18 protein-coding genes are annotated in these 23,493 nt (G+C 62.3%); 12 read left to right on the top strand and 6 right to left on the bottom strand.

The window, feature by feature from the left end; all coding sequences use genetic code 11:
* Positions 1-113: 113 nt before the first annotated feature.
* The gene (locus tag AB4P92_RS04775) at positions 114-545 is read right to left on the bottom strand and encodes a helix-turn-helix domain-containing protein (protein ID WP_042558722.1); all 432 of its coding nucleotides are present in this window, start codon (positions 543-545) and stop codon (positions 114-116) included.
* Between the two features lie 212 nt (positions 546-757).
* On the opposite strand from AB4P92_RS04775, the gene AB4P92_RS04770 reads away from it, so the two are divergent.
* From AB4P92_RS04770 to ycaC, 5 genes are all read left to right on the top strand, one after another.
* Positions 758-1,681 carry a LysR family transcriptional regulator gene (locus AB4P92_RS04770; protein ID WP_047300519.1) on the top strand — a complete coding sequence of 308 codons (924 nt, stop codon included), beginning with the start codon at positions 758-760 and terminating at the stop codon, positions 1,679-1,681.
* 223 nt (positions 1,682-1,904) lie between these two features.
* Positions 1,905-2,321, top strand: coding sequence for a DoxX family protein (locus AB4P92_RS04765; protein WP_042558724.1), 417 nt, complete (start codon positions 1,905-1,907; stop codon positions 2,319-2,321).
* Entirely contained in the window at positions 2,314-2,940 is a 627-nt protein-coding gene (locus AB4P92_RS04760) for an antibiotic biosynthesis monooxygenase (protein WP_395598994.1), read from the top strand. Before AB4P92_RS04765 ends, AB4P92_RS04760 begins: the two co-directional genes overlap by 8 nt.
* A gap of 31 nt (positions 2,941-2,971) precedes the next feature.
* Entirely contained in the window at positions 2,972-4,810 is a 1,839-nt protein-coding gene (locus AB4P92_RS04755) for an amidohydrolase (protein WP_395598993.1), read from the top strand.
* Between the two features lie 72 nt (positions 4,811-4,882).
* Positions 4,883-5,506: an isochorismate family cysteine hydrolase YcaC gene (ycaC, locus tag AB4P92_RS04750; RefSeq protein WP_395598992.1), complete on the top strand. Its 624-nt coding sequence runs from the start codon at positions 4,883-4,885 to the stop codon at positions 5,504-5,506.
* A gap of 85 nt (positions 5,507-5,591) precedes the next feature.
* On the opposite strand, the gene AB4P92_RS04745 is transcribed toward ycaC, so the two are convergent.
* Positions 5,592-7,019, bottom strand: a complete 1,428-nt coding sequence (locus tag AB4P92_RS04745) for a mechanosensitive ion channel domain-containing protein (RefSeq protein ID WP_395598991.1) — start codon at positions 7,017-7,019, stop codon at positions 5,592-5,594.
* 63 nt (positions 7,020-7,082) lie between these two features.
* Positions 7,083-8,099, bottom strand: a complete 1,017-nt coding sequence (locus AB4P92_RS04740; protein ID WP_395598990.1) for an alpha/beta hydrolase — start codon at positions 8,097-8,099, stop codon at positions 7,083-7,085.
* Positions 8,100-8,231: 132 nt separating this feature from the next.
* On the opposite strand from AB4P92_RS04740, the gene AB4P92_RS04735 reads away from it, so the two are divergent.
* Positions 8,232-9,131 (top strand): LysR family transcriptional regulator, encoded by a 900-nt coding sequence (locus AB4P92_RS04735; protein WP_200614943.1) that lies wholly within the window; start codon positions 8,232-8,234, stop codon positions 9,129-9,131.
* Positions 9,132-9,257: 126 nt separating this feature from the next.
* Here AB4P92_RS04735 and AB4P92_RS04730 read toward each other — a convergent pair whose 3' ends face one another.
* From AB4P92_RS04730 to gspG, 3 genes are all read right to left on the bottom strand, one after another.
* The gene (locus tag AB4P92_RS04730) at positions 9,258-9,893 is read right to left on the bottom strand and encodes a hypothetical protein (protein WP_395598989.1); all 636 of its coding nucleotides are present in this window, start codon (positions 9,891-9,893) and stop codon (positions 9,258-9,260) included.
* A gap of 75 nt (positions 9,894-9,968) precedes the next feature.
* Positions 9,969-11,156, bottom strand: a complete 1,188-nt coding sequence (locus AB4P92_RS04725) for a type II secretion system F family protein (RefSeq protein WP_042558732.1) — start codon at positions 11,154-11,156, stop codon at positions 9,969-9,971.
* A 14-nt stretch (positions 11,157-11,170) separates the two neighbouring features.
* Entirely contained in the window at positions 11,171-11,599 is a 429-nt protein-coding gene (gene gspG, locus AB4P92_RS04720) for a type II secretion system major pseudopilin GspG (protein WP_042558733.1), read from the bottom strand.
* A 206-nt stretch (positions 11,600-11,805) separates the two neighbouring features.
* Between gspG and AB4P92_RS04715 the strand changes: the two genes are divergently transcribed.
* The 6 genes from AB4P92_RS04715 to AB4P92_RS04690 all read left to right on the top strand — a co-directional run bounded on the left by AB4P92_RS04715 (position 11,806) and on the right by AB4P92_RS04690 (position 23,479).
* Positions 11,806-12,414, top strand: a complete 609-nt coding sequence (locus AB4P92_RS04715; protein ID WP_042558734.1) for a lytic transglycosylase domain-containing protein — start codon at positions 11,806-11,808, stop codon at positions 12,412-12,414.
* Between the two features lie 202 nt (positions 12,415-12,616).
* Positions 12,617-18,451, top strand: a complete 5,835-nt coding sequence (gene mnxG / locus AB4P92_RS04710; RefSeq protein ID WP_395598988.1) for a manganese-oxidizing multicopper oxidase MnxG — start codon at positions 12,617-12,619, stop codon at positions 18,449-18,451.
* Between the two features lie 264 nt (positions 18,452-18,715).
* Entirely contained in the window at positions 18,716-20,638 is a 1,923-nt protein-coding gene (locus AB4P92_RS04705) for a cytochrome D1 domain-containing protein (protein WP_261737104.1), read from the top strand.
* Positions 20,639-20,651: 13 nt separating this feature from the next.
* Positions 20,652-21,302 (top strand): SCO family protein, encoded by a 651-nt coding sequence (locus AB4P92_RS04700; protein WP_395598987.1) that lies wholly within the window; start codon positions 20,652-20,654, stop codon positions 21,300-21,302.
* Positions 21,299-21,919, top strand: a complete 621-nt coding sequence (locus AB4P92_RS04695; protein WP_042559807.1) for an SCO family protein — start codon at positions 21,299-21,301, stop codon at positions 21,917-21,919. The genes AB4P92_RS04700 and AB4P92_RS04695 overlap by 4 nt, the downstream gene beginning before the upstream one ends.
* A 9-nt stretch (positions 21,920-21,928) precedes the next feature.
* Positions 21,929-23,479 (top strand): ABC transporter substrate-binding protein, encoded by a 1,551-nt coding sequence (locus AB4P92_RS04690; RefSeq protein ID WP_395598986.1) that lies wholly within the window; start codon positions 21,929-21,931, stop codon positions 23,477-23,479.
* The last annotated feature ends 14 nt before the right edge of the window (positions 23,480-23,493 follow it).

The following is a 23,493-nucleotide window of genomic DNA, read 5'->3' as shown; positions in this document are numbered from 1 at the left end:
CGGCGGACAGAGCGAAACAGCGCTGGGCGCAAGCGCAGGCCGTCTATTCTGGGGTGTCCGGGCATAATCCTCAGGTTTTGCGATCAGTGCAACGGGTGACGCAGGAGCAACGGTCAAAACACGGCGCAGGGTGAGCGTTGTCTTTTGGGTTCACCCATGATCTGGCAGCGCCAGGCGAACGGGTTGATGCCTTCGCTGCGGGTGAACATGTGGCAGAAATGCGCCTGATCGCAGAAACCGCATTCCAGGCTGATTTGCGTAAGGCTCAGGTCGGTGTGCTGGATCAGCAGTTTGGCGCGGGCGATGCGTTGGGTGCGGATCCAGTCTTGCGGCGAGAGCCCGGTGCTGCACTTGAATGCCCGGGAGAAGTGGCTGCGTGACAGTGAACAGGCGTGGGCCAGTTCGGTGACTTCCAGGCTTTCACCGAGGCGTTCGAGGATGAGTTGTTTGACGCGTCGTTCGCGTTGCGGGCTGAGTCCGCCGATTCCGCTTTTGCGCGGTTCGCAGGCAGGGGCGAGGGCGACGGTGGGGTGTAATTGAGCCATGGCCAATGTCCGTGTCGGTGGGGAAGGCACGGTCAGCGCTCTCCCTCAATCAAAAAAACAACGCTGCGCAGAGGCATTCATTGTTGAATGCGCTGCTGTGACTGACGAGTTAATCGTTGTTAATTTCGCGCTGGCACGGCGTTTACAGCGTCATTGATCGGCTAAAGTGCGTAGCACGTGCGTGTGGCTGGCCATAGAAGGAAACCGAGCCGATGAACCGTAATGATCTGCGTCGCGTCGACATGAACCTGTTGGTGATTTTCGAAGCGCTGATGTTCGAAAAGAACCTGACCCGCGTCGCCGAGAAACTGTTCATGGGCCAACCGGCGGTGAGTGCAGCGCTCGGGCGTCTGCGTGACCTGTTCGATGATCCGTTGCTGCTGCGCAACGGTCGCGGCATGGAACCGACCGCCCGCGCCCTGGCGATCCTCAAGGAGTTGCAACCGGCGATGGACGTCATTTCCGGGGCCGTCAGTCGCGCCAAGGAGTTTGAACCGGCGAGCAGTTGCGACGTGTTCCGCATCGGCCTGTCGGACGATGCCGAGTTCGGTCTGTTTCCACCGCTGTTGCGCCATTTGCAGCAAGAGGCGCCGGGCATCGTCGTGGTGGTGCGCCGTGCCAACTACTTGCTGATGCCGGCATTGCTGGCCTCCGGGGAAATCTCCGTCGGCGTCAGCTACACCACGGATCTGCCTGCCAACGCCAAACGCAAGAAACTGCGCGACATTCCCTGCAAAGTCCTGCGCGGCGATGATCGCCCGGGGCCGCTGACACTCGACGAATACTGCGAGCGTCCGCACGCAATGGTGTCGTTCTCGGGCGACTTGAGCGGCAACATCGACCTCGACCTGGCCAAGCTTGGCCGCTCGCGCCGCGTAGTTCTTGGCGTGCCGCAGTTCAGTGGCTTGCGCGCCTTGCTCGCCGGCACCGAAATGATCGCCACCGTGCCGGATTACGCCGCGTGTGCGCTGGTTGAAGGCTGTGGCCTGCGCGCCGAAGACCCGCCGTTCCCGATTGATGCCGCGCAATTGTCGATGGCCTGGAGCGGTGTGCATGACAACGATCCTGCCGAGAGATGGCTCAGGGCGCAGATCAGCCAGTTCATGTCGGCAGCGCTGGATATCCCCCCGGTCTGACGAAACGACCGTGAGAACTGTGGGAGCGAGCCTGCTCGCGAAAGCGGTGTGCCAAGCGGCATATTGACCGACTGACGCACCGCTTTCGCGAGCAGGCTCGCTCCCACAGAGATCTTTAGTGCACTTGAGATTTGGCTCGAACGACCAACTGAGCACACCTGTTCAATTTCCCCCCGCCCGGCATCGGCATCATTCAGGCCAATGACATTTCAAGGGTCGGGTCATGAACGCTTCACAATGCGATGAACGGTCGGGCGACGTCGGTTTGCTGTTCCTGCGGGTCAGCGGCGGGTTGTTTCTGCTTTGCGTGCACGGCATGCCCAAGTTGCTCGACTTCACCGCGCAACTGCAACTGATCGAAGACCCTTTCCACCTTGGATCCCACCTTACCCTGATCCTGGCAATCTTCGCCGAAGTCCTCTGTCCGCTACTGGTCGTCGCCGGAGTGCTGGCGCGATTGGCCTGCTTGCCTATTCTATTTGTGCTGCTGGTGGCGTTACTGCTCGTGCATCCGCAATGGACTGTGGCCGAAGGGCAGTTCGGCTGGCTGCTGTTAATCCTCTTTGCCACTGTATTCATCGCCGGCCCCGGACGGCTGGCGCTCAATACGCGTCTGCCCGGAGTGCTGCGTCATGCCTGAAGTCCTGAGTTCAACAGCACCGGGGTCCGGTGAGACCGTAACGTTGATCGTCAAGCACCGGGTCAAGGCCGGGTTTGAACAGCCCTATGAAGCCTGGCTGCGCAATATCGTTCGTGTGGCGGGGCAGCGGCAAGGGCACCTGGGCGTGGACGTTGTGCGCGGCAAGCTTGCGGGACTCGACGCGTATACCTGCGTTTTGCGGTTCTCTTCGACCCAGGCAATGCAGCTGTGGCTGGAGTCGCCGCAGCGCCAGGCGCTCATCGACGAAGCCACACCAATGCTGGCCGATGGCGACCAGACCGAAGTCGCCCCGATCAACGAATTCTGGTTCGCCCCGCTGGCCGATGCCGCCTCGCCGCCGCCGCGCTGGAAGCAGGCGGTGATCACGCTGTTGGTGATTCTGCCGCACACTTTGCTGGTGCCACTGATCTGGGGGCCGCTGCTCAAGCTGCATCCCTTACTTTCCAACTACGTGGTCGCCACGTTCCTGATCACCCTGACCATCGTGCTGTCGGTGGTGTACGTATTCATGCCCCGCGTGACCCGTTTGTTCGCGCCCTGGCTGGAAGCCGGTCAGGCCCATACCCACGTCGATCCCACAGAACACCCGTCACGCTGAAGCCCATTCACTTTTTGTCGAAGGAACTGCGATGAGCGCCGATCTGATTCTGTTCAATGGCCAATTTCATACCGTAGACCGCACTAAGCCGCTGGCCAGCGCGGTGGCGATCAAGGACGGCCGCTTCGTGGTCGTCGGCAACGACACCCAGGCCATGGCCCTGCGCGGTCCGGGCACGCAAGTCGTCGATCTGCACGGCCGCTGCGTCATTCCCGGCCTCAACGACTCGCACTTGCACCTGATCCGTGGCGGTCTGAACTACAACCTCGAACTGCGCTGGGAAGGCGTGCCATCGCTGGCCGATGCGTTGCGCATGCTCAAGGAGCAAGCCGACCGCACACCGACCCCGCAATGGGTGCGTGTGGTGGGGGGCTGGAACGAATTCCAGTTCGCCGAAAAACGCATGCCGACCCTCGACGAAATCAACCAGGCCGCGCCGGACACCCCGGTGTTCATTCTGCATTTGTACGACCGCGCGCTGCTCAACCGCGCCGCATTGCGCGTGGCCGGCTACACCCGCGACACGCCGAACCCGCCGGGTGGCGAGATCGTCCGCGATGCCAACGGCAACCCGACCGGCATGCTGGTCGCACGGCCCAACGCGATGATCCTTTACTCGACGCTGGCCAAGGGGCCGAAGTTGCCGCTGGAATATCAGGTCAATTCGACCCGCCAGTTCATGCGCGAACTCAATCGCCTCGGCCTGACCAGTGCGATCGATGCCGGCGGCGGTTTCCAGAATTATCCGGACGATTATCAGGTGATCGAACAACTGGCCAAGGATGACCAGTTGACCGTGCGTATCGCCTACAACCTGTTCACCCAAAAACCGAAAGAAGAACTGACCGATTTCCAGAACTGGACCGGCAGCGTGAAATTGCATCAGGGTGACGACTTCCTGCGGCACAACGGCGCCGGCGAAATGCTGGTGTTCTCGGCGGCGGATTTCGAAGACTTCCTTGAGCCGCGCCCGGACCTGCCACAGACCATGGAGCAGGAATTGGAGCCGGTGGTGCGTCACCTCGTCGAACAGCGTTGGCCATTCCGTTTGCACGCCACTTACAACGAATCGATCAGCCGAATGCTCGACGTATTCGAGAAGGTCAATCGCGACATTCCGTTCAACGGTTTGCCGTGGTTCTTCGACCATGCGGAAACCATCACCCCGCAGAACATCGAACGGGTGAAAGCGTTGGGCGGCGGCATCGCGATTCAGGATCGCATGGCGTTCCAGGGCGAATACTTTGTCGACCGTTACGGCAAGCAAGCCGCCGAGGCGACTCCGCCGATCAAGCGCATGCTCGCTGAAGGTGTGCCGGTCGGCGCCGGTACCGATGCCACGCGCGTTTCCAGCTACAACCCGTGGACCTCGCTGTACTGGATGGTCAGCGGTCGCACCGTCGGTGGGCTGGCACTTTACGAAGAAGGTTTGCCACGCACCAGCGCGCTGGAATTGTTCACCCACGGCAGCGCCTGGTTCTCCTCGGAGCAGGGCAAGAAGGGCCAGATCAAGGTCGGGCAACTGGCGGATCTGGCGGCGCTGAGCGCGGACTTCTTCCATGTCGAGGAAGAGGCGATCAAGTGGATCGAATCGGTACTGACCGTGGTCGGCGGCAAGATTGTCTACGCCGCCGGCGACTTCCAGGACCTCGGGCCGGCCAGCGTGCCGGTGCTGCCGGACTGGTCGCCCGTGGTCAAGGTCCCGGGCCACTGGCGGCCGAATTCGCCGTTGCAGGCGCAAGTGCATCAGTGCAGCGGCCCGTGTGGCGTGCACTCGCACAGCCATGAAAAAGCGCGTTTGTCGAATGCGCCGGTCAGTGACTTCGCCGGGTTCTGGGGCGCGTTCGGTTGTTCCTGTTTCGCCTTCTGATCTCTTTCAAATGCGTCGGCCACGCGGTCGGCGCTTCACGCAACATCCATCGGTCCAGCAAGGAGTTTCCCCATGAGCGTTCCTTACACACGTTTGAACAAAGACGATGCGGTTGTGTTGTTGGTCGATCATCAGACCGGCCTGATCTCGTTGGTACAGGATTTCTCGCCGAACGAGTTCAAGAACAACGTGCTGGCGCTGGGCGACATCGCCAAGTTCTTCAAACTGCCGACCATCCTCACCACCAGTTTCGACGCCGGTCCCAACGGCCCGATCGTGCCGGAGCTGCTGGAGCAATTTCCGGACGCGCCGTTCATTCAACGTCCAGGCCAGATAAATGCCTGGGACAACGAAGACTTCGTCAAGGCGATCAAGGCAACGGGTCGCAAACAATTGACCATCGCCGGTGTGGTGACTGACGTGTGCGTGGCATTCCCGACGCTGTCGGCGATTGCTGAAGGTTTTGAAGTGTTCGTGGTGACTGACTCTTCCGGCACCTTCAACACCACCGTGCAGCAAGCGGCTTGGGCGCGAATGTCGGCGGCCGGTGCGCAACTGATGAACTGGTTCTCCGTAGCGTGCGAGTTGCAGGGTGACTGGCGCAACGACATGGAAGGTCTGGCGAATCTGCTGTCGAATCGCCTGCCGAACTATCGCAACCTGATCAACAGCTATACCAAGTTCACCGCTAAGTAAGATCAAAAGATCGCAGCCTGCGGCAGCTCCTACAGGGGGAACGCAGTCCAATGCAGGAGCTGCCGCAGGCTGCGATCTTTTGCTTTCACCGCTTCTGCAACCACCCCAAAAACCCACCTTTTCTCACCGCCACCGGTTCAGCCATCAACGCGAGGCGACTGTTCTGCTGCCGCACCGCCTGCAGCTTGTTCAACGCACGACCGACCTCAGTGCGCTGCTCCATGCATTCGCGCGTGAGGGTCTTGTCGAGACGGTAGATAATCGAAGACGTCAGCGCCGTAAACGTCGCCTGCGACGGCGTGTCCGCCAGAATGCTTTGCTCGCCCATCACTTCGCTCGGCCCCATACGTCCGGCCTCGGTTTGCCGATCGCCATCCGGCACCGTCGCGCTGACCACGCCGGTAGCAATCACAAACAGACTGTCCGGCACTTCATTCAGGTCCAGCACGACTTGGCCGGCACTGTACTGCTGCGCGACCATCGATGCTGCCAGTCGGTCGCGTTCATCAGGACTCAGCGAACGGAAGATCTTCACTTCATCGAGCAATGCGCGGGCGCGGGTCGTCGGCTCGATCACGCCGTCCGGGTGCCGCGAAATCCCGGCAGCCTCAAGATGCCGATGAGCAAGGTCGAACAGTTGATTGCGCACTTCGCTTTTCTTGCCCAGCTCGGCGATAAAACCGCTGGCCACGTATTCAGACATTTCCTCACCGGCCTCTTTCAACACCACTTTCGGTGCCGGCGACAACAGCAGGCTGCTGCTGCCTTGCAGCGTGCGGTCGAGGGCATCGAGTACGCGGCGCGGGCGGATGTGGTTGGGCACTTTGATGCTGATCGACACGCCATGCATGTTGTCCGGGCGACTGAGGTTGACGATCTTGGCCTTGGCCGCCACCGAGTTCGGCACCACGGCCATGGTGCCGGCACTGGTCAGCAAGTGGGTGGCGCGCCAGTCGATGTCGAGCACTTTGCCTTCGACGCCATCGATCACCACGAAGTCGTCGACTTGATAGGGTTTTGTGGTGTTGAGCACGATCCCGCTGAACACATCAGCCAAGGTGCTTTGCAGCGCCAGACCGACGACGATGGCGACCACGCCGGACGTTGCGAGCAAGCCTTTGACCGGCAGCTCCAGCACGTAACCGGCCGCCGCGACAGTCGCGACCAGAAACACCAGCGCACCGATCACGTCCTGCAACAGGCGACCGCTGTGACCGATGCGGCGCATCAGCACCAGGCCGATCACCTCCGTCAGCACTCGCGCCGCGTACAGCCACCAGAGAATGCCCAACGCCGTCGCACCGAGCTGCGCCACCCGGTCATCGACGAATACCGGCGCCTGCAAAGGGCTGACACCGGCATTGATGATCAGCGCGCTAAACGCCAGAAACAGCGCCAGCCGCACGCCGACCCGTGGCGCACGATGCTTAAATGGCGTGAAGTGCCACAACACCGCGTCAGCCACCAGAAGCAGAGCACTCCAGGACAACAGGTGGGCAGAGAAAAAACTCATGAAGTGCACTCCCATGGGCACAAAAAGACTCGCCACACCGAGAGGTGTGGCGAGGGCCTGGACTCAGTTCAGATGCGTCTTGAGCTCAGCCGCTGCCTGACGCACGGCCGCTTTCACTTCCGGAATCTGACTCAGCGGATTGAGCAGACCAAAGTCATGAATCATCCCGTTGTAGCGCACCGAGGTCACCGGCACACCGGCCGCGTCGAGGTGCCGCGCATAACCTTCGCCTTCGTCACGCAGCACGTCGAACTCGGCGGTCTGCACCAGTGCGGCAGGCAGGCCTTTGAGCTGTTCGGCGCTGGCGTTGAGCGGCGAGGCATGGATCTGCGCGCGCTCGGCGGGGTTAGTGGTGTAGTTGTCCCAGAACCACTGCATCATGCCTTTGGTGAGGAAGTGGCCCTCGGCAAATTGCTGGTACGAGCCGTCGTCGAATTGCGCGTTGGTCACCGGCCACATCAACAATTGAAAGCGCAGGGCCGGGGTTTTCTGTTCTTTAGCCATCAGCGCGACGACCGCCGCCATGTTGCCGCCGACGCTGTTGCCGGCCACTGCCAGACGCTTGCCGTCGACGTTGATGTCCTTGCCGTGCTCGGCCACCCATTTTGTTGCGGCGTAAGCCTGGTTGATCGCGGTCGGGTACTGCGCTTCTGGCGACGGCGTGTAATCGACGTACACCGCTACTGCGCCAGAACCCACCACCAGATCACGGATCAGGCGTTGGTGAGTCGGGTAATCGCCCAGCACCCAGCCGCCGCCGTGGAAGAACATGAACACCGGCAGTTCACCTTTGACCTTGGCCGGACGCACCACTTTCAGGTTGATGGTCTGGCCGTCGACCTTGATCGCCTTGTCGCTGACTTCAACACCGGACAAATCAACTTTCACCGAAGCCTGAGCGCCGGTCAGCACTGCACGGGCGTCCTTCGGGCTGAGTTGCTCCAGCGGTTTGCCACCACCCGCGGCGAGGGCGTCGAGGAAGGCTTGGGTGTTGTGCTCGACACCGCTGGTCTCGGCGGCGAAAGCGTTGCCGATGGACAGGGCGAGGAGGGTGGCGGTCAGGGTCTTTTTAATGATCATGTTCAATTCCTTTTTCAACTGTGTTCGCGGTTGGCTTGTGGGTTGGTTTCAACACCGTGAACACAGATTAATAGGGTGCCCCGAAGTGAAAAAGCGGCTATAAAGCGTTTAACTGTCCACCAGAGAGTGACAATGAATCCGTTCGAAGACATGCGTATTTTTTGCCAGGTCATGGACTCCGGCAGCTTCACGGCAGCGGCCGATCAGTTGGGCCTGTCCAAGCAGTTCGTCAGCCGCCGACTGATGCAGCTCGAAGAACGCCTCGGCGTGCGCTTGCTCAATCGCTCGACCCGGCGCCTCGACGTTACGCCGCTGGGCCAGAGCTATTACGAATCGGCGCTGCGCCTGCTCGGCGAAGTCGAACAGGTCGAACAAGGCATCGCCGGCCAGACCGCCGAGCCTCGCGGCACGATCCGTCTGAGCGCGCCGCTGTCGTTTGCCGTGGCGCACCTCGGTTGTCTGCTGCCGGTGTTTTTACAGCGCTACCGCGAGGTCACGGTGGAAGTGGATTTGAGCGACCGCCCCGTGGATCTGCTCGGCGAAGGTTACGACCTGGCGCTGCGCATCGGTGTGCTGGAAGACTCGACGCTGATCGCTCGGCGCATCGCCAGCATCGAGCGGGTGTATTGCGCCAGCCCTGCGTACCTGGCCGAACGCGGCACGCCGGTCAAACCGGAAGATCTGCTTGGGCATGACTGCTTGCCGTATGGCCATGGGCGTTCAGTGCAGTGGCGGTTCAACGCGGGGCAGGGCAAACCGCTGCTGGTGAATGTCACCGGGCGCATGCGCGTCAACAACGGTGAATTGCTCAGGGATGCGGCGGTGCAGGGGATGGGGATTACCTATCTGCCGACGTTTATTGTTGGCGCGGCGTTGGAGGAGGGGCGATTGGTGCCGGTGCTGGATGATCTGCGGCCAGAGCCGCTGACTTTGTCGGCGGTATATCCGCAACATCGTCAGGCCTCACGCCCGGTGCAGGCGCTGGTCGAGTTTCTGCGTGAACGGTTGAATCAGAGCAGCGTCGCCCTTTAAGCAGTATGCAAATCAACTGTAGGAGCTGCCGCAGGCTGCGATCTTTTGATCTTGTTTTTAAAGACCAGATCAAAAGATCGCAGCCTGCGGCAGCTCCTACAGGGATTGCGGTGTTTTCAGAATGGTTCAGTTAGTGCGTTTGTCATCGCCTGGTTCGCCGCCGACATGCACGCCGCGATCGTCGCCGGGTTCGCCCGCTGCATGCAAGCCGCGATCGTCACCGACTTCGCCGGCGCGATGGACGCCGTGGTCATCACCGACTTCGCCGGCACGGTGTACACCGTGATCGTCGCCTGGCTCCGAGTGGGTGCCGCTGCGTCCCGAGGAGGATGCGGAACTGCCTGAGTGTCCGGCGCCCTGACCACCGCTGCCACTGTGACCGCCGCCGTCGCCATGGCCGCTGCCTCCACTGCCACCACCATTACCGCCGCCTCCACTGCCGCCATGGCCACCACCGTTACCACCTCCACTTCCGCCACCGCCACCGCCACCACCACCGCTCCCGCCATGGCCGCCGCCTCCACTTCCGCCTCCACCGCCACCGCTCCCGCCATGGCCGCCGCCGCCACTTCCGCCGCCACCGCTTCCTCCATGGCCTCCGCCACCGCCTCCACTACCACCGCCTCCACTACCACCGCCGCCACTCCCTCCGTCCTTCGCCTGAACACTGGAAATTCCCGACAGACTGTCTGGAATCATTACGGTAGACGCCGACAGAACTGCGCCGATGGCCATTGCGAGCATGAGCTTTTTAATGTGCATGTCGTTCTCCGTCTTGTTGCCTGGGGTGGGAACGTGGATGTGCGTTGTTGCGATTGATCCGACCCGTTCCCGCGGTCAGTGAATACTCGAAGCCAGTTCGAAAATCGGGATGTACATCAGGATCACGATCACCCCGATCAGCAGGCCGATGAACGTCATCAATAACGGTTCGAACAACCTCACGAACCATTCGATCCAGCGGCTGATTTCCTCGTCGTAGAAGTCGGCGCTGCGCTCCATCATTTGCCCGAGATTGCCGGACTGTTCGCCGGCGCGCAGCAGGCGCAGGGACACCGGCGTCACCAGGCGATTGAGTTCCAGCGCGGTGGACAGCGACTGTCCCTCGCGCACGCGTTCGCACGCCTGATCCAGCCGTGCCCGTGACGCTACAGTGAGCAAGCCGCGCACCATGCCCATGGCGGTCACCAGTGGAATCCCGCCTTGCAGCAGAATCCCCAGCGAACGGTAAAAACGCGCCAGTTCATACATGAAAATCCGTTGATGCACGGCGGGCAGCTTCTCCACCAGCCGATCCAGCCCACGGCGAAACGCCGGTTGTTTCTGCACCACGGCGAGGGCGACGACGATCGCCGCCAACCCGCCGAAAAATTCTAGTTGATGCGCGTGCAGAAACATGCCGCCGCTCATCAGAATCTGCGACAGCCACGGCAGGTTCGAGCCCAGTCCTTCGAACACCAGACTGAAGCGTGGCACCACGTAGCCCATCAAAAACAACACCACGCCACCGCCGACCACCAGCAACAGCAATGGGTAGATTGAAGCGCTGACTATCTTCTGCCGCACCTCGTCCATGCGTTGGCGGTAACTGACGTAACGGCCCAAAGCCTCGCCGACCGCACCGGTCTTCTCGCTGGACTGCACCAGCGCTACGTACAGCGGTGGAAACACTGCCGACAACTGACCTAGGGCCTGCGAGAAGGATTTGCCTTCATACAGCAGGCGTACCAGTTCACTCAGGGTTTTGCGCGCAGCGGGGGCGGTTTCTTTTTCAGCGAGGCTTTCCAGCGCATCGATCAACGGCAGGCCGGCATTGAGCAGGGTGGTCAGCTCCTGGCTGAAAAGCACCAGATTGAACGTTTCGCGCTGACGCAGGCGCAACGAACGCCAGTGTTTTTCGGCATGCAGGCTGAGCACGCGCAAGCCCTGATCCTCGGCAATGTGCCGCGCTTCGCTATGTCCCGGCGCCTCGATACTCAAGGAGACCACGCCCGCCTTGCCGACAGCTTTCAGATGAAATCGCATGGGCCGCGCTCCACTCACTGCCAGTTGGTCACTTCGGCGTTTTCGCCTTCACCGCCGGGTTGGCCGTCCTTGCCCATCGACAGCAAGTCGTACTCGCTGTTTTCGCCGGGGTAGCGGTAGGCGTAGCTGCGGCCCCATGGATCCTGCGGAAGTTTTTTCTGCAGGTACGGCCCCGTCCATTTCGCCTCGTCACTCGGCGCAGTCACCAAGGCCTGCAAGCCTTGTTCGGTGGACGGGTAGTGGCCGACTTCCAGGCGATACAGATCCAGTGCCTTGCTCAGGCCTTCGATCTGTGCCTTGGCCACTTTCACTTCCGAGCGGCCAAGTTGAGCGAAGTATTTCGGCGCGACGATCCCGGCCAACAGGCCGAGCACCACCAGCACCACGAGCAATTCGAGCAGGGTGAAACCGCGTTGGGCACGCGGACGAAAATGCAGCTTCATGATGACCTCCCGTGAGTGTCAGTCGAGTCGCCTGAAGGGCCTATGCAATTGCCATGCTCAGGCTCGACAAAAACTCGGTTGATGGCCGCAAGCCCTTGCATTGCGGGCCTCTCACGAGTCGGCACAGTGCTTGCGTATGGCTCAAGCGTGATCGGCCATTGGGGCATTTCCCCCAATTTTCCGGGGTCGGTCCGGGGAGGCCCGACATGAAATTTCTCACTGGCGGATTGCTCGGTTGTGTACTGCTGAGCGGTGCCGCGCAAGCCGATGTATTCATCTCCGTGGACGCCAAGGGCAGCTACGTTCTGTCCAATGTGCATCGCCCCGGACGCACTTACGAACGGGTGATTCACGAGGCGCAAGCGCCGCTGGTCAGCCTCGATCAACAGCCGCAAATGATCGCCAACCAGCCTTACGCGGAGCTGGTCTCGGCGGCGGCCAAGGTCAATCAATTACCTGAAGCGCTGCTGCACGCGGTGATCAACGCCGAGTCGCGTTACAACCCCGGCGCCACCTCACCCAAAGGCGCGGGCGGGCTCATGCAATTGATGCCGGCCACCGCGCGGGAAATGGGTGTGACCGACGTCTACGACCCCAAGGCCAACATCCAGGGCGGGGCCAAATACCTCAAGCGCCTGATGACCCTGTTCGACAACGACATCACCCTCGCCGTGGCGGCTTACAACGCCGGGCCTGATGCTGTGCTCAGCCGTGGCCGGGTGATCCCGCCGTTCGCCGAAACCCAGCGTTACGTGCCCAGCGTTTTGCGCCAGTACCGGCGCTTGCAAGGGCTGGCAGTGGACGCGCCGTTGTAAAGGAAGTCCCCGGTTTCCCCCACTATCGGGGCAATCCCGGCAGGCGCGAAAAGTGGGGAATCGGGTGGGGAATATCCCCCGGGCTCTTAAATGGTTTGAGTAGCTCATTGAAAAACAACGGATTTTTTTGTGGCACGCGGATTGCTCCAAGGGTTTTGTCGAGAATCGTTCCCTGCGAGCATCCCTTTCGAGGTTTCTGATCATGGCCGGCCTTCATCCTGCTCCGTCCCTCATCAAACTGCTGCTGTTGCTGGCCTCGATGCTTGGCGTCGAAATGGTCAGCGCGGCGGTGCGCTGCGAGCGCAACCTGGTGGCCAACGTCGTGGCGTTCGATCAGCCGCTGATGTTCAACCGCCTCGGCGCGCAGAACGCCAACGGCATGATGTACGCGCTGCGCCGCGACGTGGTCGATGACCATGATGTATCGCTGGCCTTCGGCGGCGCGGCAGTGCCGGGCAACGTCTCGTTGCGCGCCGACAAGCGTCCACGGCCACTGGTGTTGCGCGTAGCCGCCGGGGATTGCCTGACGATCAATCTGCAGAACCTGCTCGACTATCAGGCCAACCCGAACAAGCACTTCGAAAACGAGGGCGAGGAAGGCGCAGAGGGCGCGCCGAACGCCAATGTCGGCGAACAGTTCAAGGTCGATGAGCAGGTCGCCGACCGCCACGTCGGGTTCCAGGTCAACGGCCTGCAAGCGGTGAACAGCATCGACGACATTTCTTCGTACACCGGCCGCAACGCCAATAGCCTGGTGGTGCCGGGAGCCAGCCGTTCCTATACGTTGTATGCCGAGCGCGAAGGTGCGTTTGCCGTCAGCAGCCGTGGTGCCACCTTCGGTGGCGAGGGCGCGGCGGGTAACGTTGCCAATGGCCTGTTTGGCCAGGTGGTCGTGGTGCCGAAGGGCGGCCGCACTTACCGCAACACGCTGACTGAAGAAGAAATGCGTCTGGCGACTTCGGGGCGCACGCCGGCCGGTCATCCGATCGTCGATTACCAGGCGCGCTACCCGCAGCGCGAACCGTGGCTGCGCGAAGGCAAGGCCGGCACACCGATCATCGATATGGTCGATGGCAACGAAATCATCTCCAGCGAAAGCGATGCCATCGTGATGGGCAGCAACGCTGACGGCAGCTTTCCGGCCAGTACCTATCCGCTGGAGTCGATGGGCAAACGCAATCCGGCGATCCCCAATCGACTGGAGCCGTTCCGCGATTTTGCCTCGCAGTTCCAGGACGAAACGGCGGCGACTCAAGCGTTTCCTGCCTACTGGGCCGACCCGGTGATGGCGCATGTGCTGGAGCCGACCCGCGACTCGTTCATGATCAACTACGGCTCCGGCGGCATGGGCGCCGAAGTGGTCGCCAACCGGTTGGGCGTGGGACCGATGCACGACTGCCTGTCCTGCGCCTACGAAGAATTCTTCCTCAGCTCGCACACCGTCGGTGACGTGGCGATGCTGGTCGACGTACCGGCCAACGCCGGGCTTGAGAACATCGCGCCGGGGCAGATCCCGCGCGCCGATCAGATTGGCGTCAAGGCAACCATGGCGCTGTATCCGTCCGAACCGTCCAACGTCAACCACAGCTACATCGGTGACTTCGTCAAATTCCGCAACACCCATAACGGTCACGAACAGCACATTTTCCACCTGCATGGCCACCAGTGGCTGTTCAATCCCAATGACGACAACTCCGATTACGTCGACGCCCAAGGCATCGGCCCGGGCGCCGGTTACACCTATGAAATCGCCAACGGCGGTTCGGGCAATCGCAATCGGGTAGCCGGTGATGCGATCTATCACTGCCACTTCTACCCGCATTTTGCCCAAGGCATGTGGGCCATGTGGCGCGTGCACGACGTCTTCGAAGAAGGCACTCGCCTGGAAGTTTCGCAGCAAGGTGAAGACGGCTATCACAGCGAACCGTTCGCCTTGCGCAGCGGCAAACCGGCAGCGGGTGCACGCGCCTTGCCGGACGGTGAAATCATTGCCGGCACACCGATCCCGGCCATTGTGCCGCTGCCCGGCAAAGCCATGGCGCCGATGCCCGGCAAAGTGGTGGTGGTGCCGAAAATCGGCGAAACCCTGGTTGCCGGCAACGACGATGACGAAGAAGAGACCGATGAAGACGGCGAACATCACGGCGGCAACGCGGCTGGCCAAGCCATCGGCTCGCTGGCGCTGGTGGATCGCAGCGAAGCCAACCGCAACGCTGACGGCACGTTGAAAAACCCTGGCTACCCATTCTGGATCGGCGGCATGGAAAGTTCGGTCGGCCAACGCCCACCCACTCCGCCGCTGGACATGCTCGACGCCGCCACCGCACAAGCACTCAAGGCCAGCGGCAAAGCGCTGTGGGCCAACCTCGACCCTGCGCAATCGGGCGGCTGGGATGGCGGTTTGCAGCGCCATACGCTGGACGGCGTAGCTGCCGGTGGCGAGGCGAACACCGTGACCACCTCGCTGGATTTCTCCAAGGAAGTCACCCGCGCCAAGCCGATTTATCTGCCGGAAGAAGGCACCGAAGTCGAGCAGTCGGCGATGGCCTTCCACGCGCAAAAGGATCACCCAAGCTTTGCCTTGCTGCCCGGCAACCAGGTGGTGGCCAAGGCTTTCCGTACCAACGGTGCCTTGCCGATGGCGGGTGCGCCGTACTACGAACCGTGCATGGATGATCGGGCCAAACGCCTGACCAGCAGCGCCGGCACCGGTGAATTCAACAGCGGCGAACGCATCGACGGCATGTCTTTCACCGGCGCTTCGACCTTCACCGCCGACCGTCCGCGCATCTACAAAGCGGCGAATATTCAGTTCGACGCGGTGTACAACAAGGTTGGCTATCACTTCCCGCAGGCGCGCATTCTGGCGCTTTGGGAAGACGCGTGGCCGGTGATCACCAAGCAGCGTCCGCCAGAGCCACTGGTGATGCGCATGAACACCTTCGACTGCGTGCAATACCAGCAAACCAACCTGGTGCCGGCCACTTATGAGATGGACGACTATCAGGTGCGCACGCCAACCGACGTGATCGGCCAGCACATTCACCTGCCCAAATGGGACCTGACCTCGGCCGACGGCTCGTCCAATGGCTGGAACTACGAGGATGGCGTGCTCTCGCCGGGTGCCGTGCAGGAGCGCATCCACGCGATCCGCGAGTTCAACCAGTGCGAAGGCACCGACCCGCGCGATGGCACACAGGCGTGCCCGAAAGCCAAGGCGCACCCGTTCTTCGGTCAGTACGGGCGCAGCGACTGGATGGGCGCACGCACGGCGATGCAACGCTGGTTCGTCGACCCGGTGGTCAATGCCAAAGGTGTCGATCGCGGCCTCGGCACCATCTTCACCCACGACCACCTCGGCCCATCGACGCACCAACAGATCGGGCTGTACGCCACCGTGCTCGCGGAACCGGCCGGTTCTACCTGGTTCCACGCCGAAACCGGTGAGCCTCTGTACAGCGGCGCGCGTCAGGACGGCGGGCCGACTTCGTGGCAAGCGGTGATCAACACCGGCGACCTCGACGGCGACGGCAAGAACGACAGCTTCCGCGAGTTCTTCCTCGAATACAGCGACTTCCAGCACGCCTATGAAGCTGGCGTGTATGTAGGCGCCGGGCCGAACGGCGTGCCGAATGCGCAAAGCTTCCCGGCCACGGCCGACAGCTTCCGCTACGCGATCAACCCGCCGGTGCGCAACAACGCCAGCACCTTGCTCGACGGCATAGTGGAAGTGCAGGGCGGTCAGGTCCCAGGCTGCCCGAGCCGGCCGTGCCCGCAGGCAATCTCGGTGGATGACCCAGGCATGTTCGTCGTCAACTATCGCAACGAGCCGCTGGCCCTGCGCGTCTACGACCCGAACAAACTCGGCCCGGACGGCAAGCGCGGCATGCAGGCTGACGGCCTCGGCGGTGATCTTTCGTTCGCCATGCACAGCCGCACTGATCGGGCGATTCCGGCGATGAACCTGGCGCCGAACCTGATCACTTCCGCCACCGGCCCAACCGGCGGCACCACGTTGTTCCCGCCGCACATCAACAAGGGCGGCGCGGAACCTGGCGATCCGTTCACGCCGATGCTGCGCACTTACACCGGCGACAACGTGCGGCTGCGGGTGCATGCCGGCGGTCACGAAGAGGAACACAACGTCACCTTGCACGGCGTGAAATGGCTGCAAAGCGGTTCCGGCTTCGGCAGCAGCTCCAACTCGGGCTGGCGCGCCTCGCAGATGATCGGGATCTCCGAGCAGATGGGCTTCATTGCGCCCGTGTCGATGCTGTCCAGTTCGGCGGCCACCACCGGGGATTATCTGTACTCGATGGACGCCTCGATCGAAGGCTATTGGAGCGGCATCTGGGGCGTGATGCGCAACTACACAGCGCAGCGCAGTGACCTGTTCGCCTTGCCGAACAATGCTAAACCGACGGGGATGCGTAACACCGTGGCGTTCGACGGCAGTTGCCCACGCATCAGCGCCAACCCCAACGGCATCGGCACCCGGCCGACCGTGCAGCGCAACTATGAAGTAGTCGCGGCACTCGCCAACGACATCCTCGGCAACTCGCTGGGCCTGACCATCGGCGACCCTGAAGGTCTCGGCCAGCATGTTGGCGGGCCATTGAAAGCGGCGGGCGGCACTCTGGTCCTGAACTCGCGGACCGTGAGCATTCCGCAGGTCACGGTGACCGATCCGGAGGATGGCGAAACCATCACCATCGGCGGCCAGAGCGGGCCGTTGCATGATCCGACCGCGATTCTGTATGTGCGCAAATCCGACCTCGACGCGACCACCGGCAAGCTCAAACCCGGTATCCCGGTCGAACCGCTGGTGCTGCGCGCCGCCGCCGGTGACTGCATCAACATCACCCTGGAAAACCGTCTGCCGAGCATGATGCCCGACCTGGCCCAGACCGCGGTGATGCAAGGCATGGTCAAACGCGACCGCAACAGCGGCCTCGGCTCGACCACCTTCAGCAACAACCTGATGCGGCCGTCCAGCCACGTTGGTCTGCATGCGCAACTGCTGGCCTATGACATCACCAAATCCGACGGCGTCAACGTCGGCGCCAACCCGATCCAGACCGTACCACCGCGGGTCGGCAACAGCGGCGCGTACCCGACTCGTACTTATCAGTACTACGCCGGGCACCTGGAGCGTGAAGGCAAACCAGTGACGCAGTTGGGCCGCAGTGTCGACAACATCAACGCCACGGCCATCGAGTTTGGTGGTCTGAATATCACGCCGGCGGACGTGATCAAGCAATCGCAAAAAGGCCTGGGCGGCGCGATGAGCATCCTGCCGATCGGCTCTACCTGGGTCGACGATGCGCGCAAGGCCAATGCCACGGTCACCGCGCCTGGGCAAGCCGTGTACCGCGATTTTGCGATGGTCTGGCACAAGGCGTTGAACACTCGCTGGGCCAATGGCCGGCCGGTGGAAGGCATTGCCGCCGAGGGCTTCGGTGTGCCGACCGATCCGCAGGACAACTCGAGCATGGCCATCAACTACAAGACCGAGCCGATGTGGTATCGCTTTGGCCTCGCCCCGGATGCACCGTTCGGACATGCCGATGGTGCCGGTTATGGCGACATGCTCAACGCGCACATGGCCTACAGCAACGCGCTGGTCGGCGGTGATCCGCAAACGCCGGTGCTTTACGCCAAACCGGGGCAACCGTTCCGTACACACATTCTGATGCCAACCGGTGGCAGCCGCGGCAGCACCTTCCAGATGGATGGGCACGTGTGGTCGGTCAACCCGTTCCTGGCCGAGAAGAGTGATGTCGGCGGCTATCCGACGGGGACGCCGGGCGTGGGGTCGGTGCGGTTCGGTTACAACCCGATGTCGATGTACATCGGCGCCCGTGAGAGCGTGCTGCCGGCGGCGCACTTCAGCTCGATGATCCCGAGCGCCGGGGGCAGCAACGCGATACCGGGTGACTACCTGTTCCGCGACTACGGCGCCTTCGGCAATACCTCGGGCCTCTGGGGACTATTGCGTGTGACCAACGAGCCAGAACCGGCACCGCCCGCGCAGTAGCTGGACGGTGACGCAGATGCCGCCATCGCTGGCAAGCCAGCTCCCACAGGTTCAGTGGATGGCAGGGGGAGTGCGGGATTAACGCTTTCATTGTGGGAGCTGGATGCAGGGGGAATGCGGGATGAACGCATTCATTGTGGGAGCTGGCTTGCCAGCGATTGGGATCGACGCGGTTTTGGATGGTGATGCAGATACCGCCATCGCTGGCAAGCCAGCTCCCACAGGGGACGGCGGTGTTTTGCAAGTAGAGTCAGGGGAGAGGATATGAGCGGGATCATCAATTTCATCGGTGTTTGTGCGCTGGCCATCGCAGGCGCTTTGCTGACGCTTGGCGAGGTTGCGCTGGCGCAGACCGAGCCCGGCCAGACCCTGGCCCGCGACGGCGTGTCGATTGCGTTCAATCTCCAGCCGCTGGCCAGCGACGGCAAGTTGCGTGAAGGCGAGTTTGCCGACGTGCAGTTCCGCATCCGCGACAGCGCATCGGGCCAGCCGTTGTCCGGTGTGGCACCGGGGGCGTGGATCGATGCGCAGGCGCTGGCCGCTGATCAGGCCCAGGGCCGCGACAAGAGTTGCAAAGCGCGGGTCGGGGTGTACCTCAAATCGAACATCGGCGCGCGGCCACTACTGGACCTCAACAGCTATTTCCTGCTGGTGATGAACCGCGATGCCAGTGTGGCGGTGGTCGATCCTTCGGTATCGGTCGGCGGCATCACCAGCACCCTGGCGCGCATCGAACTCAAGCAATCGCCGATGGATTGGGTCACGCCCAAAGACAACAAACGCGTATTCGTCTCGATGCCAGCGGCGGGCGAAGTGGCGGTGATCGACAGCGAACAATTCAAGGTCATCGACTCGATCAGCGCCGGCAGCCAACCGGTGCGCGTGGCGCTGCAACCGGATGAGCGCCTGTTGTGGGTCGGCAACAATGCCGCCAAACCCGACGAATCCGGCGTCACCGTGATCGATGCGCAAAGCCTGAAACCGCTCAAGCATCTGGCGACCGGCCTCGGTCACCACGAAATAACCTTCAGCAAGGACAGCCGTTTTGCCTTTGTCAGCAATCGCGACGACGGCACCCTGAGCGTGGTCGATGTCGCCAGCCTGAGCATCGTCGAGCAAATCAAGACCGGCTCCGGCCCGCTGTCGGTCGCGTACTCGCCATTGTCCGGCGCGGTGTATGTGGCCGATGGCAAGGACGGCACGGTGACGGTGGTCGACAGTGCCAGCCACAGCGTGCGCCGCGTGATCAAATTGCAGCAAGGTCTCGGCCCGATGGGCTTCAGCGCCGACGGGCGTTTCGGTGTGGTGCTCAACACCGTGGAAAACCGCGCGACGGTGATTGATGCCTCCACCGATGCAGCGATCCATGACCTGGACGTGTCCGCCGAACCCTACCAAGTGGTGTTCACCAAGGCCTACGCCTACGTGCGCGGACTGGCCTCGCCAAAAGTCACCATGATCAACCTGGCCTCGCTCGGTGAGGGCCGCCAGCCGATCAGCCAAGGCTTCGAAGCCGGCCCGCAACCGCCGCGCATGGCCGGGGACTTGCCGCTCGCCTCAAGCCTTGCAGTGTCGCGCGATGACAACGCGGTGTTTGTGGTCAACCCGGTGGACAACACCACCTATTTCTACGCCGAAGGCATGAACGCGCCGATGTCCGGTTACCCCAATCGCGGGCAGATCGCCCGTGCCGCCATGGTCATCGACCGCAGCCTGCGCGAGGTCTCGCCGGGGCTGTACAGCGCGCGAGTGAAACTGCCGGCGACGGGGCGTTTCGACGTGGCATTCCTGCTCAATCAACCGAACATCATCCATTGCTTCACCGCGCAGATCGAGCCAGACGGTACGCCGGAAAAACATGTCGGCGCGCCCAAGGTCGAGTTCCTTCTGGACAAGACCGCCGTAGCGCTCAACGACCCCTACGTGGTGCGGTTTCGCATCGTCCAGGGCAAGCAGAAAATCCAGCGCAGCGGCGTCAAGGATGTGCAGTTGCGTTACTTCCTCGCGCCGACTTCACACCCCCGCGAAGTGGCCGCGCACGAAGTCGCCGATGGCGTGTATGAAGCGCCGGTGACCCTCGACCGCAGCGGCGCCTGGTATCTGCATGTGCGCGCCGCATCGCTCGGTGCCGGGTTCGATGACAAAACATTTGCCAGTGTTCGGGTAACCCCCGGCCAGAATCAGTGAAGAGGACATCGCCATGAAACACATCACTTGCCGTGGCTTGCTCAGCCTGTGTCTGCTGGCCGTCAGCGTCCAGCAAGTCCTGGCGCATTCGGCGGATGAACACGCCGGCCACACCGCGCCCGCCAGCAACACGCAGGAACACGCCCAGGTGAAATTCGCCAACGTGCCGCTGCTTGATCAGAACGGCAAAACCGTGCGTCTGGAGCAAGATCTGGTGCAGGGCAAAATCGTCGTCATCAGCTTCATCTACACCAGTTGCACCACGGTGTGCCCAGTGGTTTCGTCGATTATGGGCAAGGTGCAGAAACAGCTCGGCGCGCGGGTTGGCAACGAAGTGCAGTTGGTGTCGATTAGCATCGATCCGCAACGCGACGACCCCAAGCGCTTGCAGGATTACGCCCGCGCGTTCCAGAAAGGCCCGGGCTGGAGCTGGCTGACCGGTTCGCCACAATCGATCAATGAAACCCTCAAGGGTTTGGGCAGTTTCAGCGGCGACCTGAAGAACCATCAGCCGCTGATCCTCGTCGGCGACGGCAACAGCCGTCACTGGATGCGCTACTACGGCTTCACCGACCCGACAGTGCTGGCCAAGGAAGTCGAAAAACTCAGCGGCCAGCGCACTCATGCCAAACACACCGCTATCGCCATGGAGCAACAGCCATGAGGATGCTCGACTGGATCTCTCTGACCGTGTGTTTCTGGGTGTTCAGCAATGTCGCTTTCGCCCACGAGGAGCATGCAACCGAGCCGCCAGCCGCGGTTGCCGCCGCACCCGCCAAGGGGACCCACGACGCGCAAGCCTGGTTCACCGATACGCCGCTGCAAAATCAGCACGGCGAAACCCTGCGTTTTTACAGTGATGCACTGCAAAACCGTGTGGTGCTGCTCAACGTGATTTTCACCAGTTGCAACGACGCCTGCCCTTTGATCACGCGCAAGCTCAAGGAAGTCCGCGAGCTGCTCGGGGACAAGGCCGACGACATCACCTTCATTTCCCTTACCAGTGATCCGCTGCGCGACACGCCGGCGGTGCTCAAGGCTTACACCTTGAAGCAGGGTTGCGATGACCCTCATTGGCTTTTTCTCACCGGCGACAAGGCGCAGATGGACCTGGTGCTGAGCCGTATCGGCCAGATCGTGCCGACGCCTGAGCAACATTCCACACAGTTGATCGTCGGCGATGTCGCCAACAAACGCTGGAGCAAGATTCGCCCCGATGCTCCGGCCGCCGCCATTGCCCAGCGCCTGCAGTTGCTGACAATGCCCGTGGCCGGTCGCTGAGCCCGCGCCATGAACAGCGCCCATGTCCTCGCCCTGATCCTGCTCGCGAGCGTCAGCCTCGGCGCGGCGGCGTTGCCGCTGACGCCGGAGGAGGCGGCCGGCAAGCGCCTGTACCGTGAAGGCCTGTCGGCCAGCGGTGAAGCGATCATGGCGCGGGTCGGCGCGGCGGATATGTTGCTGCCGGCCACCAGTCTGCCGTGCGCCAATTGTCATGGCGCCGATGGCCTTGGCCGGCCCGAAGGCGGAGTGCGTCCGCCTGAGTTGAGTTGGTCGCGGCTGACCAGCACTTATGGCCAGCAACAGGTCAACGGCCGCAACTATCCGGCCTACAACGATGCAAGCCTTGCGACAGTCATTCAGCAGGGCCGCGACCCCGGCAACAACCGCCTCGACCCGAGCATGCCGCGCTTTGTGCTGTCGATGAAGGATCAGCGCAATCTCACTGCCTACCTCAAACGCCTTGCCGATGAACGCGACCCCGGCCTCGATGCCGAGACCTTGCATCTGGGCACTTTGCTGCCCAGCCAGGGGCCCTTGGCCGAGGAGGGCGCGACGGTTGCTGCGGTGCTCAACGGCAGTGTGGCGCGGATTAATGAGGCTGGCGGAATTCATGGCCGGCAATTGCGCCTGACCATCGCCGATCCTGGCGTTGATCGCGCCAGTGCCGAACAAGCGCTTGAACGGCTGATCGACGATGAACAAGTGTTCGCTCTGATCGCGCCGATGGCCCCGGCATTGGGCAGCGAACTGGCCCTGCGGCTGGAACAGGCTGGCGTGCCGCTGATCGGCACGTTGTCGTTGCTCGGAGCGGTGCAGGCCAGCCCACAAATTTTCGAGCCGTTGCCGGGCTTGCGTGAACAGCTGATCGCTCTGGCCGATTACGCGACCGCCAGCCTGCGCGTGTTGCAAGGGCCGACACTCATCGCTTATCCCGACGACCCTGCGCAGGCGCAGACAGCCAAAGTGCTTGGCGAGTATCTGCACAGGAACGGCTGGCAGAACGTCCAGATTCAGGCCTACGACCCGGCAGGTGACAGGTTGCCGCTGGGCTCGCGCTCGGTGTTCTACCTGGGCAGCGGCGGCGGCTTCAGCCATCTGGCGGCGGGTTTGCAGCGTGCCGGGCAGGTGCCGTATCTGTTTGCGGCGTCGAGCCAGGTGGCCGGGGATCTGTTGCAAGTGCCGGAAGGATTTTCACGGCGGGTGTTCCTCGCCTATCCCTTCGTTCCCAGCGACTGGACCCAGACCGGGCGCATGGCCCTCACGCTGCTGCGCGAGCATCAAGGCCTCGGCGCCCAGCATGCGGTGCTGCAAGTCGGTGCTTATGCCTCGATGCTGCTGCTCGGCGAAGGCATGAAGCAGGCCGGACGTGACGCCAGCCGCGAGAAACTGGTGGCAGCGCTGGAAGGCCTGCACGACTTCGACACCGGCCTGACCCCGCGCATCAGCTTCGGCCCCGGACGACGTCTGGGCTTGAGCGGCGCACATGTGGTCACCGTGGATCTGCCCGATCAGCGTTTCTATCTGGTTGCACCCTACAAACCGATTGTCGCCAGCCCCTGAATGGAGGCTCTGCT

The sequence above is a fragment of the Pseudomonas sp. A0308 genome (assembly GCF_044218815.1).
Lineage (GTDB): Bacteria > Pseudomonadota > Gammaproteobacteria > Pseudomonadales > Pseudomonadaceae > Aquipseudomonas > Aquipseudomonas iridis.
The sequence above is the reverse complement of the archived record's forward strand: the minus strand, read 5'-3'. Positions and strand labels throughout refer to the sequence as shown.

What these genes read in the sequence shown, in the direction of transcription:
- AB4P92_RS04740 (WP_395598990.1), bottom strand. Translation starts at nt 8,099, where the DNA reads ATGATCATTAAAAAGACCCTGACCGCCACCCTCCTCGCCCTGTCCATC.
- AB4P92_RS04715 (WP_042558734.1), top strand. Translation starts at nt 11,806, where the DNA reads ATGAAATTTCTCACTGGCGGATTGCTCGGTTGTGTACTGCTGAGCGGT.
- AB4P92_RS04765 (WP_042558724.1), top strand. Translation starts at nt 1,905, where the DNA reads ATGAACGCTTCACAATGCGATGAACGGTCGGGCGACGTCGGTTTGCTG.
- AB4P92_RS04730 (WP_395598989.1), bottom strand. Translation starts at nt 9,893, where the DNA reads ATGCACATTAAAAAGCTCATGCTCGCAATGGCCATCGGCGCAGTTCTG.
- AB4P92_RS04735 (WP_200614943.1), top strand. Translation starts at nt 8,232, where the DNA reads ATGAATCCGTTCGAAGACATGCGTATTTTTTGCCAGGTCATGGACTCC.
- AB4P92_RS04755 (WP_395598993.1), top strand. Translation starts at nt 2,972, where the DNA reads ATGAGCGCCGATCTGATTCTGTTCAATGGCCAATTTCATACCGTAGAC.
- AB4P92_RS04760 (WP_395598994.1), top strand. Translation starts at nt 2,314, where the DNA reads ATGCCTGAAGTCCTGAGTTCAACAGCACCGGGGTCCGGTGAGACCGTA.
- AB4P92_RS04775 (WP_042558722.1), bottom strand. Translation starts at nt 545, where the DNA reads ATGGCTCAATTACACCCCACCGTCGCCCTCGCCCCTGCCTGCGAACCG.
- mnxG (WP_395598988.1), top strand. Translation starts at nt 12,617, where the DNA reads ATGGCCGGCCTTCATCCTGCTCCGTCCCTCATCAAACTGCTGCTGTTG.
- AB4P92_RS04695 (WP_042559807.1), top strand. Translation starts at nt 21,299, where the DNA reads ATGAGGATGCTCGACTGGATCTCTCTGACCGTGTGTTTCTGGGTGTTC.
- AB4P92_RS04705 (WP_261737104.1), top strand. Translation starts at nt 18,716, where the DNA reads ATGAGCGGGATCATCAATTTCATCGGTGTTTGTGCGCTGGCCATCGCA.
- AB4P92_RS04690 (WP_395598986.1), top strand. Translation starts at nt 21,929, where the DNA reads ATGAACAGCGCCCATGTCCTCGCCCTGATCCTGCTCGCGAGCGTCAGC.
- gspG (WP_042558733.1), bottom strand. Translation starts at nt 11,599, where the DNA reads ATGAAGCTGCATTTTCGTCCGCGTGCCCAACGCGGTTTCACCCTGCTC.
- AB4P92_RS04700 (WP_395598987.1), top strand. Translation starts at nt 20,652, where the DNA reads ATGAAACACATCACTTGCCGTGGCTTGCTCAGCCTGTGTCTGCTGGCC.
- AB4P92_RS04770 (WP_047300519.1), top strand. Translation starts at nt 758, where the DNA reads ATGAACCGTAATGATCTGCGTCGCGTCGACATGAACCTGTTGGTGATT.
- ycaC (WP_395598992.1), top strand. Translation starts at nt 4,883, where the DNA reads ATGAGCGTTCCTTACACACGTTTGAACAAAGACGATGCGGTTGTGTTG.
- AB4P92_RS04745 (WP_395598991.1), bottom strand. Translation starts at nt 7,019, where the DNA reads ATGAGTTTTTTCTCTGCCCACCTGTTGTCCTGGAGTGCTCTGCTTCTG.
- AB4P92_RS04725 (WP_042558732.1), bottom strand. Translation starts at nt 11,156, where the DNA reads ATGCGATTTCATCTGAAAGCTGTCGGCAAGGCGGGCGTGGTCTCCTTG.